Annotated in this window: 11 protein-coding genes; 5 read left to right on the top strand and 6 right to left on the bottom strand. The window is 70.2% G+C overall.

The annotated features are described in order from the left end of the window. Positions 1-2: 2 nt before the first annotated feature. Together QRD43_RS16400 and glk are read left to right on the top strand one after the other, a co-directional pair. Entirely contained in the window at positions 3-1,067 is a 1,065-nt protein-coding gene (locus tag QRD43_RS16400; protein ID WP_285983568.1) for an ABC transporter ATP-binding protein, read from the top strand. Further along, positions 1,064-2,035 (top strand): glucokinase, encoded by a 972-nt coding sequence (gene glk / locus QRD43_RS16395; RefSeq protein ID WP_285983567.1) that lies wholly within the window; start codon positions 1,064-1,066, stop codon positions 2,033-2,035. The genes QRD43_RS16400 and glk overlap by 4 nt, the downstream gene beginning before the upstream one ends. Before the next feature lie 21 nt (positions 2,036-2,056). On the opposite strand, the gene QRD43_RS16390 is transcribed toward glk, so the two are convergent. The 5 genes from QRD43_RS16390 to QRD43_RS16370 form a co-directional block, all read right to left on the bottom strand. Further along, positions 2,057-2,830, bottom strand: coding sequence for a substrate-binding periplasmic protein (locus tag QRD43_RS16390; protein WP_285983566.1), 774 nt, complete (start codon positions 2,828-2,830; stop codon positions 2,057-2,059). Between the two features lie 256 nt (positions 2,831-3,086). Beyond that, a complete protein-coding gene (locus tag QRD43_RS16385) occupies positions 3,087-6,335 on the bottom strand; it encodes an efflux RND transporter permease subunit (protein ID WP_285983565.1) in 3,249 nt (1,082 codons plus the stop codon). 11 nt (positions 6,336-6,346) lie between these two features. After that, positions 6,347-7,549, bottom strand: a complete 1,203-nt coding sequence (locus tag QRD43_RS16380; protein WP_285983564.1) for an efflux RND transporter periplasmic adaptor subunit — start codon at positions 7,547-7,549, stop codon at positions 6,347-6,349. A 213-nt stretch (positions 7,550-7,762) separates the two neighbouring features. Further along, entirely contained in the window at positions 7,763-8,863 is a 1,101-nt protein-coding gene (gene aroC, locus QRD43_RS16375) for a chorismate synthase (RefSeq protein ID WP_285983563.1), read from the bottom strand. Positions 8,864-8,965: 102 nt separating this feature from the next. Next, positions 8,966-9,433 carry a CBS domain-containing protein gene (locus QRD43_RS16370; protein ID WP_285983562.1) on the bottom strand — a complete coding sequence of 156 codons (468 nt, stop codon included), beginning with the start codon at positions 9,431-9,433 and terminating at the stop codon, positions 8,966-8,968. 98 nt (positions 9,434-9,531) lie between these two features. Here QRD43_RS16370 and QRD43_RS16365 point away from each other — a divergent pair, with 98 nt between their 5' ends. From QRD43_RS16365 to QRD43_RS16355, 3 genes are all read left to right on the top strand, one after another. Then, positions 9,532-10,851: an O-acetylhomoserine aminocarboxypropyltransferase gene (locus QRD43_RS16365; protein ID WP_285983561.1), complete on the top strand. Its 1,320-nt coding sequence runs from the start codon at positions 9,532-9,534 to the stop codon at positions 10,849-10,851. A gap of 10 nt (positions 10,852-10,861) precedes the next feature. Then, entirely contained in the window at positions 10,862-11,680 is an 819-nt protein-coding gene (locus tag QRD43_RS16360) for an alpha/beta fold hydrolase (RefSeq protein WP_285983560.1), read from the top strand. A gap of 115 nt (positions 11,681-11,795) precedes the next feature. After that, on the top strand, positions 11,796-12,113 hold the full coding sequence (locus QRD43_RS16355) for an Mpo1-like protein (protein WP_285983559.1): 318 nt from the start codon (positions 11,796-11,798) through the stop codon (positions 12,111-12,113). Between the two features lie 20 nt (positions 12,114-12,133). Here the strand turns inward: QRD43_RS16355 and QRD43_RS16350 are convergent, their stop codons facing one another. Beyond that, complete coding sequence (locus tag QRD43_RS16350) at positions 12,134-13,018, bottom strand: MipA/OmpV family protein (RefSeq protein ID WP_285983558.1); 885 nt, start codon at positions 13,016-13,018, stop codon at positions 12,134-12,136. Between the last annotated feature and the right edge of the window lie 81 nt (positions 13,019-13,099).

The following is a 13,099-nucleotide window of genomic DNA, read 5'->3' as shown; positions in this document are numbered from 1 at the left end:
CCATGGGTGCACTGAACCTCAAGCAGATCCGCAAGGGCTACGGCAGCGTCGAGATCCTCAAGGGCATCGACCTGGAGATCGAGGCCGGCGAGTTCCTGATCCTCGTGGGCCCGTCGGGCTGCGGCAAGTCCACGCTGCTGGCCATGATCGCCGGCCTGGAACAGCCCAGCAGCGGCCGCATCCACATCGGCGAGCGGGACGTCACCGACCTGCCCTCCAAGGACCGCGACATCGCGATGGTGTTCCAGAGCTATGCGCTCTACCCGAACATGAACGTGGCCCAGAACATTGCCTTCGCGCTCGAGATGCGGGGCATGAAGCGCAGCGACCGCGAGGCCGCCGTGGCGCGCGTCGCGAAGATGCTGCAGATCGAGCACCTGCTGCAGCGCAAGCCCGGGCAGCTCTCCGGCGGTCAGCGCCAGCGCGTGGCCATGGGGCGGGCGCTGGCGCGCGACCCCAAGCTCTTCCTCTTCGACGAACCGCTCTCCAACCTCGACGCCAAGCTGCGCGTGGAGATGCGCGCCGAGATCAAGCTGCTGCACCAGCGCACCCGCACCACCACGGTCTACGTCACCCATGACCAGGTCGAGGCCATGACGCTGGGCGACCGCATCGCCGTGATGAAGGACGGGCAGGTCCAGCAGTTCGGCACGCCGGAGGACATCTACAGCCGCCCCGCGAACCGTTTCGTGGCCGAGTTCATCGGCTCGCCCACGATGAACTTCGTCAGCGCCCGTTTCGACGGCCTGCAGGCGCAGGCGGCCGGTCAGGCCCTGCCGCTGTCCGAGGCGCAGCGCCTCGTGCTGCAGCCGCTGGGCAGCCCGGCGCTGCTCTACGGCCTGAGGCCGGAGGACGTCCGCCTGGCGGGCGACGGCCTGCCGGGCCGCCTGCACATGATCGAGCCGACCGGTCCGGACACCTACGCGACCGTCGAGACGCCCGCCGGCCGGCTGACCAGCCGCGTGCCGGGCGCGCTGCATGCCCAGGTGGGGGACACGGTCCATCTGCAATGGGCGCCGCAGGCGGTGCACCTGTTCCAGGGCCAGGACGAAAGGCGCATCGCATGACGCAGCAGTCACTGCAGGACCGGCCCCGGCTCGTGGGCGACATCGGGGGCACCAACGCGCGCTTCGCGTGGCAGGCCCATGCGCGGGCGCCGCTGGAGTGTGTGGAGACGCTGCCCTGCCAGGACTACCCGCAGCTCCAGCAGGCCGTGGAGGCTTACCTGGCGCGCATCGCCCGCCCGCATCCCGAGCAGGCGGCGCTGGGGCTGGCCAATCCGGTCACGGGGGACTGGATCCAGATGACGAACAACCACTGGTCCTTCTCCACGGAGCAACTGCGGCAGGCGCTGCACCTGCGCACGCTGGCCATCTACAACGACTTCTCCGCCCTGGCCCTGGCCCTGCCCAGCCTGCGCGCGGACGAGCTGCTGCACCTGGGCGGCGGCCCGGCCCTGCCGGAGGCGGCGCGCGCGCTCATCGGCCCGGGCACCGGCCTGGGGGTGTCGGGCCTGCTGCCGCAGGCGGGCGGCGGCTGGCAGGCGCTGGCGAGCGAAGGCGGCCATGCCACGCTGTGCGCCAGCACGGAGCGCGAATGGCGGGTGCTGGCGCAGCTGCAGCACCGCTTCGGGCATGCCTCGGCCGAGCGGGTCGTGTCCGGCCCCGGGCTGGTGTGGACCTACGAGGCCCTCTGTGCCCTGGACGATGCCCCGGTGCGCTTCACCGAGCCGCCGGCCCTGACCGACGCCGCGCTGCTCGGGCACGATGCCCATGCCAAGGAGGCGCTGGCGCTGTTCTTCGGCTTCCTGGGCGCGATGGCGGGCAATCTGGCCCTGACGCTCGGCGCGCGCGGCGGCGTCTATCTGGGCGGCGGCGTGCTGCCACGCCTGTCGCAGGCACTGCAGCAATCCACCTTCATGGAACGCTTCCTGGCCAAGGGCCGCATGAGGCCTCTGCTGGAGACGATGCCGGTCTACCTGATCACGGCCGAGGAGTCCCCGGCGCTGCGGGGCATGGCGCAGGCGCTGGCCTGAGACGGCCGTCGCGGCCCCCGCTCAGGGCGGCGGGGCGTCGTTGGGCAGCCAGCGCTTGTAGATGGCGCGGAAGCTGCCATCGCGCTTCATCTCGCGCAGCCGGGCGTTCCAGGCGCGTATGACGCTGTCGGGCGTGTCGCGCGAGAAGGCGATGTAGCCTTCGGAGCTGGCGTAGCTGTAGACGATCTCCAGGCTCGCCTCGGGGATGCCGGCCTGCGCCATCGTCTGCGGCATGGAGAGCCGCTCGGTGGCGAAGAGCGTTGCACGCCCGGCCAGCGTCATGCGGATCGCCGTGACCGGGTCCGCCACCGGCACCAGGTTCTTGAAGCCGAGCGTGGCGAGCTGCTCGGCCGTGTACCAGTCCCGCACCACGAGCACCGATTCCGCCCGTTTTGCATCCTCCATGGAATGCAGCCGCAGGCCGCCCCGCGCGGGCGCGTAGATCGAGCTGTAGAAGGTGACGATGGGGCCCACCCACTTGAACTGCTTCTCGCGGGCCGGCGTGCGAGCCATCGCGAACAGCGCGGTCTGGCCGGGGCCCTGCACTTCGCGGAAGGCGCGGGACCAGGGCATGAGGATGATCTCGTCCTGCTGCCCCAGGCGGCGCTGGATCTCCTGCACGACCTCGACGGACAAGCCCTTCACCACCCCGTCCTGCTGGAAATTGACCGGCGGGAAGTCTTCCGTCAGCAGCCTCAGGCCGCCGGACGGCAGTGCGCCGGGCGGCGCATCCGCCCTCACGCCATGCGCGGCACCGAGGCAGCACAGGAGGACGGCGAAGAGGCGGGCGAGCATGGGGCAGCGTGAGAAAGCGTGCAGGAGCCTGTGAGAGCTCGGCGATGAATGACGCCTGCAAACTTCAGGCAGGCGCGCGGCATCATAGGCAGTCTGCCCTGGCTTGCGTGAAACTTACGCAGACGGGCCGGCAAATATCCGCCACGGCCGGCAACACTGCACGGTTGGGCCCTGGAAGGAAAGAAGCCGCGAGCTGGGCCCGCGGCTTCGTCAGGAGGGCCCGCGGATCACGCAGGCCGGTTCACCCGGTGGCGACTCACTTGGCCGGCACCACGCCGGCGTTGCCCGTGAGGATCGTCGGCGCGGGGGCCTCGTGAGGCGTGGCCGGCGTACTGACCCGGGCCTCGCGCTTGCGGTCCCGCACGAGGTAGGAGTACAGCACGGGCACCACGACAAGCGTCAGCAGCGTGGAGGTCAGCACCCCGCCGATGATCGCGCGGCCCATGGGCGCCTGCAGCTCACTGCCCTCGTTCAGCGCCAGGGCCATCGGCAGCATGCCGAAGATCATCGCGGCCGTCGTCATGATGATCGGACGCATGCGGATCAGGCCAGCCTGCAGCAGCGCCTCGCTGACCGTCGCGCCGGCCTTGCGGGCATGGTTGGCGAAGTCCACCAGCAGGATGGCGTTCTTGGTGACCAGGCCCATGAGCATGACCAGGCCGATCATCGAGAAGATGTTCAGCGTGGACCCCCACAGCAGCAGGGCCAGCATCACGCCGATCAGCGCCAGGGGCAGCGAGGCCATGATGGCGATGGGCTGGATGAAGCTGCCGAACTGGCTGGCCAGCACGATGTAGATGAAGATCACGGCGAGGCCCATGGCCGAGAGCAGCCCGCTGAAGGCCTCGGCCTGCTGCTTGCCGGCGCCGTCGACCTTGAAGCTCACGCCGGGCGGCAGCTGCATCGTCTTGATGATCTTCTGCACGTCGGCATTCACCTCGCCCACGCTGCGGTCCTTCACCGAGGCGTACACGGCCTCGCGGCGCTGCAGGGACTCACGGCGGATCACCTCGGGGTTGAACACCGGCTCGATGGTCGCGACCTGGTCCAGGCTGATCGGGCTGCCGTCCTTGGCAAAGGCCACGGGCAGCTTCTGCATCTGGTCCACGCGCTCGCGCTGGCCTTGCGGCAGGCGCAGCAGCACCTCGACCTGGTTGCCGTCCGGCGTGGTCCAGTAGGTCGCGACCTCGCCGTTGACGTAGGCGCGCAGGGACGAGGCCAGCTGCGGCGGGGTCAGGCCCAGCTCGCGCACGGCGGAGTCCTTGATCTTGACCGCGAAGGCCGGCAGGCCGGGCTTGACGGTGGTGTCGACGTCCACGGCGCCGGGCACCTTGCGGATGCGGTCCGCGAGGTCGTTGGCGGCCTTGGTCAGCTGCTCGGCATCGTTGCCCAGCAGCGTGATCCACACCGGGCGGTCGAAGCCCACGGACAGCTCGATGCCGGGGATGCGCGAGAGGTCCTCGCGCAGTGCGTCCTCGATCTGCTTCTGCGTGCGCTTGCGCTCCTTGCGGTCCGTCAGGGCGATGTTGAGCACCGCCTGGTTGCGGCCCGTGGCCATGCCGTCGCCGGCGGCCCCGACCACGGCGGACACCGTCTTGATCTCGGGATAGCCCTTCAGGATGGCCTCGACCTGCGCCACCTTGGCATCGCCGCGCTCGAGGCTCGTCGCCACGGGCATGCGCAGGCTGAGCTGTGTGAAGCTCTGGTCCGTCTGGGGCACGAACTCGCTGCCCACGAAGCCAGCCAGCACCAGGGCCACCACGAAGCTCATGAAGCCGCCCCACATCACGAGACCGCGCGGGGTCAGCGTGGCGAAGCGCAGGCGTCGCGGCAGACTGCGGTCGCGGCGGCCGGCCTCGTCGAAGGGGCGGCCGTAGGCCGGCACGGGCGGCACGAAGACGCGGTAGCGGCGGCCGCTGAAGACCCAGCGGATCACGCGCTCGTAGGCGCCGTGCAGCACGTCCATGACGCGGTCCGTGCCGTTGATCAGGTGGCGCACCACCGGCACCTTGCGCAGCCAGGCGCTGGGCGGGTCCTTCCAGATGCTGGACATCATCGGATCCAGCGTGAAGCTCACGAACAGCGACACCAGCACAGCCACGGCCACGGTGATGCCGAAGGGGTGGAAGAACTTGCCGATGATGCCGCCCATGAAGGCCACGGGCACGAACACGGCGCAGATGGCAAAGGTCGTGGCCATCACGGCCAGGCCGATCTCGTTGGTGCCGTCGAAGGCCGCCTGGTGGTGGTCCTTGCCCATGCCCACGTGGCGGACGATGTTCTCGCGCACCACGATGGCATCGTCGATCAGCAGGCCGATGCACAGCGACAGCGCCATCATCGTCATGAAGTTCAGCGTGAAGCCGAAGGCATGCACCGCCAGGAAGCTCGAGATGACGGCGATGGGCAGCGTCAGGCCGGTGATGATGGTCGAGCGCCAGCTGTGCAGGAACAGGAAGACGATGGCCACGGTCAGCAGCGCGCCCTCGATCAGCGTGTGGCGCAGGCCGTCGAGCGAACCCTTGACCCAGTCGCTGTTGGCGTTGATGAGGCGCAGCTCCACGTCCTTGGGCAGCGTTTTGCGCAGCTCCTCCATGGCCTCCTTGATGGCTTCGCCGGTGGCCACCACATTGGCGTCCTGCTGCTTGAAGACGCTGAAGGTGACGGCGGGCTTGCCGTTGATGCGGGCGATGGTGGAGGCTTCCCGCTCACGCTCGACGAGCGTGCCCAGGTCCCCGAGGGTCAGGACCAGATTGCCGCGGCGGGCCACGACGACCTGCGCGAACTCCTTGGGGTCCTTGACGCGGCCCTCGACGCGCAGGATGGCGTCGCTGAGCTTGTCGGAGAGCAGGCCCACGGGCTGGTCGGCATTGGCCTCGCGCAGCGCCGTGGCGACCTCGGCCGGCGTGACGCCATAGGCCCGCAGGCGCTGCGGGTCCAGGTCCACGCGGACCTCGCGGGAGACCATGCCGCCGATGTCCACCAGCGCGACGCCCTCCACGCGCGTCAGGCGCTTGGAGATGGTCAGCTCGGCCATCATCGAGAGCTCACGCGCCGAGCGGGTCTCGCTCAGCAGCGACATCACGACGACGGGCTGCTGGTTGTCGCCCTGGAAGCGGGTGATCGTGGGCGGCTTGACGTCGCGCGGGAAGCTGGCCTGCACCATGCCCACGCGGTCGCGGATCTCCTGCATGCCGCGGTTCATGTCGGCATTCAGGTTGAACATCACCCAGACCTGGCTGCGGCCCTCGTAGGCGCGGGAGCGGATGGTGTCCACGCCGGCGATGGTGTTCAGGGACTCCTCCAGCGGGCGCAGGATCTCGCGCTCGATGGCCTCGGGCGAGGCGCCGGGGTAGGCCACATCGACCTGTGCCCCGGGGAAGCTGATGTCAGGCATGGGCTCGACGCCCAGCTTGGAATAGGCAAACAGGCCCATCACGCAGAGGGCCACCATCACCATGGTCGCGAAGACCGGGTTCTGGATGGAGACGCGGGTCATCCACATGAGCGCTCTCCTTATTGCACGGCCGGAGCGCTGGCGGCGCTGGCCACGCGCGGCGCCGGCGCGTCCACGACCTTGGCCGCGGCGCCGTCGCGCAGGTTGTCGAAGCGGGCGGCGAGCACGCGGTCCTCGGCCTTGAGGCCTTGCAGGATCTCGATGCGGCCTTCGCGGGCATCACGGCGCCCGGTGGTGACGACGCGGCGCACGAGCGCGCCCTTCTCCAGCACCCAGACATGGTCCTGGCCGGAGGCATTGATCACCGCGGTGGCCGGCAGCGTGAGGCGCTGGGCATCGTCGGGCAGCTCGACCCGGGCGACGCCGTACTGGCCGGCACGGAAGCGCTCGCCGCTGTTGGCGATCTCCAGCGTGACGCCGATGCTGCGCGTGCCGGGCTCGGCCGCCGGGGCGATCCGCGCGATGCGGGCCTCGACGGGCTGGTCATCGCCCTCCACCTTCACTGCCACGGTCATGCCGGGCCTCAGGCGTGCCACCTCATGCGTGCCCACGAGGCCCGCGAGCTCCAGCTTGCCGAGGTCCACGATGCTCAGCACCTGCTGTTCGCTGCTGAGCTTCTCGCCGGGCACGGCGAGGCGCTTGGCGACGACACCGCTGATGGGTGCCACGAGCGAGGCCAGGCGCAGGCTGCTCTGCGCCGTCTCCAGCTGCGCCTTGGCGGCCAGCCACTGGCCGCGGGTGGATTCCATGCTGGCACGGAAGTTGTCGAGCGCCGTGCTGGAGATGAAGGACTTGGCGGCCAGGTCCTCGTTGGCCTTGTAGCTGCGCTCGGCCTGCTGGAACTGCGCCTGCGCGGCCTCCAGGCTGGCCCGGCGCTCGGCCACGCGGAAGCGCAGCTCCTCGAGGTCGAGCTCGCCCAGACTCTGGCCGGCGCGCACGCGGCTGCCCTCGGCGACGTGCAGATTCAGCAGCACACCGCTGGCCTTGCTCCGCACCACGACGGTGTTGGGCGCGACGAGCGGGCCGGAGAACTCGATGGTGCCGGGCATGCGGGCCAGCGCGGGCTGCGTCACCTCGCGGGAGGCGAACTCGAGGGTGGCCTCCTTCTTCTTGTCGCCCTTGCCATCCTTGGCGGCCTGCTTGCTGTCACCGCTCTTGGCGTCGGCCTTGCCGGCATAGACGGCGACGCCCGCCCCCGCCCCCAGGACGACCACGGCCGCCCCTCCCCACATCAGCCAGCGATTGCGCTTGTACTTGTCCATGTGTCTCTCCATTGCTGCAGGGTTACCGCGAGTGTCTAACTGCGGCGCAGTCTAGGAAGAGCGCACGAGGTGTGCAGCGCGCCTGCGACGAAGCGCGCAAAAGAGGGGTCAGGGCGTTGCCCGGCGGGATTTGCTGCAGCAGGTGGGGACGAACTGCAGAAGGACAAGACGGGCCGTCAGCGCGGCCCGGGACTCATCCGTGCGCGGCGCCGCTCAGCTGCGCTGCGCGCCGATGGGCGGCAGGGCATGACGAACGTCACCGCACTGGGCGCGGTGGCGCAGCGCATGGTCCATCAGCACCAGGGCCAGCATGGCTTCGGCGATGGGCGTGGCGCGAATGCCCACGCACGGGTCATGGCGACCATGCGTCACGACCTCCGTGACCTGGCCGGCGCGGTCGATCGAGGCCTTGGGCAGGCGGATCGAGCTCGTCGGCTTGATGGCGATGGACACCCGCAGGTCCTGACCGGTGGAGATGCCGCCGAGCACGCCGCCCGCATGGTTGCTGGCGAAGCCCTCGGGCGTGAGCTCGTCACCGTGCTCGCTGCCGCGCTGGGGCACGACGCCGAAGCCGTCGCCGATCTCCACGCCCTTGACCGCGTTGATGCCCATCATCGCGAAGGCGATGTCGGCGTCGAGCTTGTCGAAGAGCGGCTCGCCCAGGCCCACGGGCACGCCGGTGGCCTGCACCTCGATGCGCGCACCCACGGAGTCACCGGACTTGCGCAGGGCGTCCATATAGGCTTCCAGCGCGGCGATCTGGCTCACGTTGGCGGCGAAGAAGGGGTTGTCCGGCACGTGCTCCCAGCCCTCGAAGGCGATGGGCAGTTCGCCGAGCTGGGTCATGTGGCCGCGGAATTCGGTGCCGTACTGGGCCTTGAGCCACTTGCGGGCCACGGCCCCGGCACCGACCATGGGCGCCGTCATGCGGGCCGAGGAACGGCCGCCGCCGCGCGGGTCGCGCAGGCCGTACTTGCGCCAGTAGGTGTAGTCCGCGTGGCCGGGGCGGAAGGTGTCGAGGATGTTGCCGTAGTCCTTGCTGCGCTGGTCCGTGTTCTGGATCAGCAGGCAGATCGGGGCGCCGGTGGTGAGGCCTTCATAGACGCCGGACAGGATCTGCACGGCATCGGGCTCATTGCGCTGGGTCACATGGCGCGAGGTGCCGGGGCGACGGCGGTCCAGCTCGGGCTGGATGTCGGCCTCGCTGAGCGCAAGCCCCGGCGGGCAGCCGTCGATCACGCAGCCGATGGCCGGGCCGTGGCTCTCGCCGAAGTTGGTGACGCGGAAGAGTTCGCCGAATGTGCTGCCAGCCATGAAAAATCCAGGGTCAGTCCCCGGCAGGAGTGCCCGGGCGTGCCCTGGATTCTATGGTGCGCTCCCCGGCCGCGCGGCCCCGGGGGCTTGGCGATCAACGGCTCAAAGCTTCGGCTCGTGCGAAGTGCCTTCCTCCTCGACCGGCCAGTCGCGGATGTAGGCCTTGAGCATGCGGTTCTCGAAGTCCTGGCTGTCCACCACGGCCTTGGCGACGTCGTAGAAGGAGATCACGCCCATCAGCTGGCGGCCATTGAGCACCGGCATGTAACGGGCATGGCGGCCGAGCATCATGCGGCGGACTTCATCGATCTCCGTCTCGGGGGTGCAGGTCAGCGGGTGGTCGTCCATCACGGAGCGGACGAGGCTGGTGCCCACGGTGCCGCCATTGCGCACCACGGCGGCGATCACCTCGCGGAAGGTCAGCATGCCCACCAGTTCGCCGAACTCCATGACGACCAGCGAACCCATGTCGCGCTCGGCCATCGTGGCAAGGGCCTCTGCCAGGGGTTGGTCCGGCGGCACGGTGAAGAGGGCATTGCCCTTGACGCGCAGGATGTCGGCGACTTTCATGTGTTTTCTCCTCGACAGGCGGGCGAATCTGGGTTGGCGAAATTGCGTCCAACATAGCACACAATGCCGGCATCCTGAAACCACGAAAGGCAGAACCGATGTCTGGCTACGGCGATCCCGGCTTCGACACCCTGGCCCTGCACGCCGGGGCGGCACCCGACCCCAGCACCGGCGCCCGGGCCGTCCCGCTGCACCTCAGCACGTCCTTCGTCTTCGAGAGCGCGGCGCACGCGGCCTCGCTCTTCAACATGGAGCGCGCGGGGCATGTCTACTCGCGCATCTCCAACCCGACCACGGCGGTCTTCGAGGAGCGCATGGCCGCGCTCGAGGGCGGCGCGGGTGCCATCGCCACGGCCAGCGGGCAGGCGGCGCTGTTCCTGGCGATCAGCACCCTTGCGCCGGCGGGCAGCCATGTGGTCGCGTCGAGCGCGCTGTACGGCGGCTCCCACAACCTGCTGCACTACACGCTCCAGCGCTTCGGCATCCGCACCACCTTCGTGCGCCCCGATGACCTCGACGCCTGGCGCGCGGCCATCCGCCCCGACACACGCCTGCTCTTCGGCGAGACGCTCGGCAACCCCGGCATGGACGTGCTGGACATCCCCGGCGTGGCCGCCATCGCCCACGAGGCAGGGCTGCCGCTGCTGGTGGATGCGACGCTGACGCCACCGGCCCTGCTGAGGCCGCTGCAGCACGGCGCGGACCTGGTCTTCCATTCCGCCACCAAGTTCCTGTGCGGGCACGGCACCGTCGTCGGCGGCGTGCTGGTGGACAGTGGCCACTTCGACTGGCAGGCCGCGTACGAGCGCAGCAAGGCCGCGGGCCAGGCCCGCTTCGCCGAGCTGTGCGAACCCTACGATGGCTTCCACGGCATGGTCTTCACCGAGGAGAGCACGACCGGTGCCTTCCTGCTGCGCGCCCGGCGCGAGGGCCTGCGAGACTTCGGCGCCTGCATGAGCCCCCACACCGCCTGGCTGATGCTGCAAGGGCTGGAGACGCTGTCCCTGCGCATGGAACGGCATGTGGCCAATGCGCAGAAGGTCGCCGAGTTCCTCGCGGCGCAGCCGCAGGTGACGCGCGTGGCCTATCCGGGCCTGGCCTCGCATCCGGGCCATGCGCTCGCCCGGCAGCTGATGCCCAAGGGCGCCGGTGCGGTCTTCAGCTTCGACCTCGCGGGCACGCGCGAGCAAGGCCGCCGCTTCATCGAGAGCCTCAAGATCTTCTCCCACCTGGCCAATGTGGGCGACTGCCGCTCGCTGGTGATCCACCCGGCCAGCACCACGCACTTCCGCATGGACGACGCCGCCTTGGCGCAGGCCGGCATCACGCCGGGCACCATCCGCCTGTCCATCGGCCTGGAGGACGCGGACGATCTGATCGCCGACCTCAAGACCGCCCTGAAGATCGCCTCGAAGTGAGCGCCACGCCATGCAACTGAACGTTCAAGGCCGCGAGGCCTATGCCTACACCGGCGGGCGCGCCTTCGACCCCGCCCTGCCCTGCCTCGTCTTCGTCCATGGCGCCCTGCATGACCACAGCGTCTTCACGCTGCTGGCGCGCTGGTTCGCCCATCACGGCTACGGCGTGCTGGCCGTGGACCTGCCCGGGCACGGCCGCAGCGCCGGCCCCGCCCTGCCCAGCGTCGAGGCCGCCGGCGCCTGGCTGCTGGACCTGCTGACCACGGCCGGCGTGACCCAGGCGGCACTGGCCGGCCACAGCATGGGCTCGCTGATCGCGCTGGAGGCCGCCGCGCAGGCGCCCGAGCGCGCCACGCACCTGCTGCTGCTGGGCACGGCCTTCCCGATGAAGGTGTCGGAGGCCCTGCTCACCACGGCCGCCACGGCGCCCGAGAAGGCCATGGCGATGGTCAATGTCTTCTCGCACAGCACCCAGTCCGCCAAGCCCGGCTATCCCGGCCCGGGCAGCTGGCTGCATGGCGGCAATCTCGCGCTGATGCGCCGCATCCAGTCGACGTCGAGCGAGGCCAATCTCTTCCTCCACGACTTCCAGGTCTGCGACCGCTACGCCGGCGGGCTCGAGGCCGCGGCGCGCGTCCGTTGCCCCAGCCATGTGCTCGCCGCGGATCGCGACGTCATGACCTCGCCGAAGCAGGCGCAGGCGCTGGTGCAGGCCCTGAAGGCCACGGTCCACCGCATTCCCGAGGCGGGGCATTCGATGATGGCCGAGGCGCCGGACACCGTGCTGGCAGCGCTGCAAGCCGCATTGCAGCCCGCCCGGCTGGGCTGAGGAGGCGAGCCCGGGGGGGCGTCACCGGCGTGACAGCCCCTCATGGCTGCCCCCGATGGCGCGGCGCCGCCGGCCGGCGTTCAATGGGCCACCCTTTGTGACCGCAGGAGTCGCCATGGCCACCGACGCCCTCGCCTCGATCCGCAGCTTCGCCGAGTTCTATCCCTTCTACCTCGGCGAGCACGCCAACCGGACGTGCCGGCGCCTGCACTTCCTCGGCTCCAGCCTCGCGCTGCTGTGCCTGGGTGCGCTGCTCGTCACCGGGCAATGGGCATGGCTCGTGGCCGGGCTGCTGTGCGGCTACGGCTTCGCCTGGATCGGTCACTTCGTCTTCGAGAAGAACCGCCCCGCGAGCTTCCGCCGCCCCCTGTGGAGCTTCATGGGCGACTGGCGCATGTACTTCGAGATCTGGACGGGCCGCCTTCCCTTCTGAGAGGCCCGCCGGCCCCGGACTCAGTTCCGGTAGGCCAGCCCGATCGAAGCGCTGCGCTGGCGCGTCGTCTCCACGATGGGACTGGCGGCCGCCGCATCCAGCAGCCGTCCTTCGGTCCAGCTGGCCACCAGCACCCAGCGCGGGGTCAGCGCCTGCAGGTAGCTGAGGTTGACGGAGGCGCCGGTCAGCCCCGTACCCGGCTCGTAGGAGCGGCCCAGCCGCTGCGCGGCCTCGCTGCCCTCGGGCACGCCGAAATAGCTCTGCAGATGACGGCGGTCCGAGGCCGAGAGGCCCAGCCCCAGCGTGAGCGAGGCATGGCGGCTGCGGTAGAGGCTGCGCCCGAGGTCCACGCTCAGCTCGGCGCCGCCCCGTCGGTTCAGCAGGTCGGGTGACCAGGCCGCGCTGAGGGTCCACTTCGGGTCGAGCTCGACCTGCAGGTTCACGCGTCCTCGCAGGGTGCGCGGCACATCGGGCAGGCCTTGGGTGATCTCGGACTTGTCGCTGTCGCGGCCGCTGTCGATGCGCAGGCCGACCCCCAGCTTCCAGTGCTCGCCGCGCAGCCAGTCGCGCGAGGCGCCGGGTCCGGGGCTGGCGGCTTCGGAGCCGAAGCCCATCATGGCGCCGGTGCCGGCCGTGGTGAAGCGCCAGCGGCCCCAGTAGAGGGCCCACAAGGGGGTCAGGCCTTGCGCCTGGCGGCGGGCGCCGGGATATTCCGGCCCGCTGGAGATGCGCAGGCCCAGCAGGTAGCGCAGTTCCTCGGGCTTCTCCGGCGGCTTCGTCGCGGGCTCTTCGGCCAGCGCTGGCAGGGCCAGCAGCGCGGCCCACAGCAGGCACGGCACCGTGCCGCGCGAGGCGCGACGGGGCAGTCGATCGTCGGTACCGCAGATCCACAGACGTTGGCCCATGGGGCCAGCTTAGCAGCAGCGCCGCCCCGGCGGCGAGCAGCCCTGCACGCCGCCGGGATCGCCGTGTGCCACGGCGACCGG

It is taken from the genome of Roseateles subflavus, from assembly GCF_030285365.1.
Classification (GTDB): domain Bacteria; phylum Pseudomonadota; class Gammaproteobacteria; order Burkholderiales; family Burkholderiaceae_C; genus Roseateles_B; species Roseateles_B subflavus.
The sequence above is the reverse complement of the archived record's forward strand: the minus strand, read 5'-3'. Positions and strand labels throughout refer to the sequence as shown.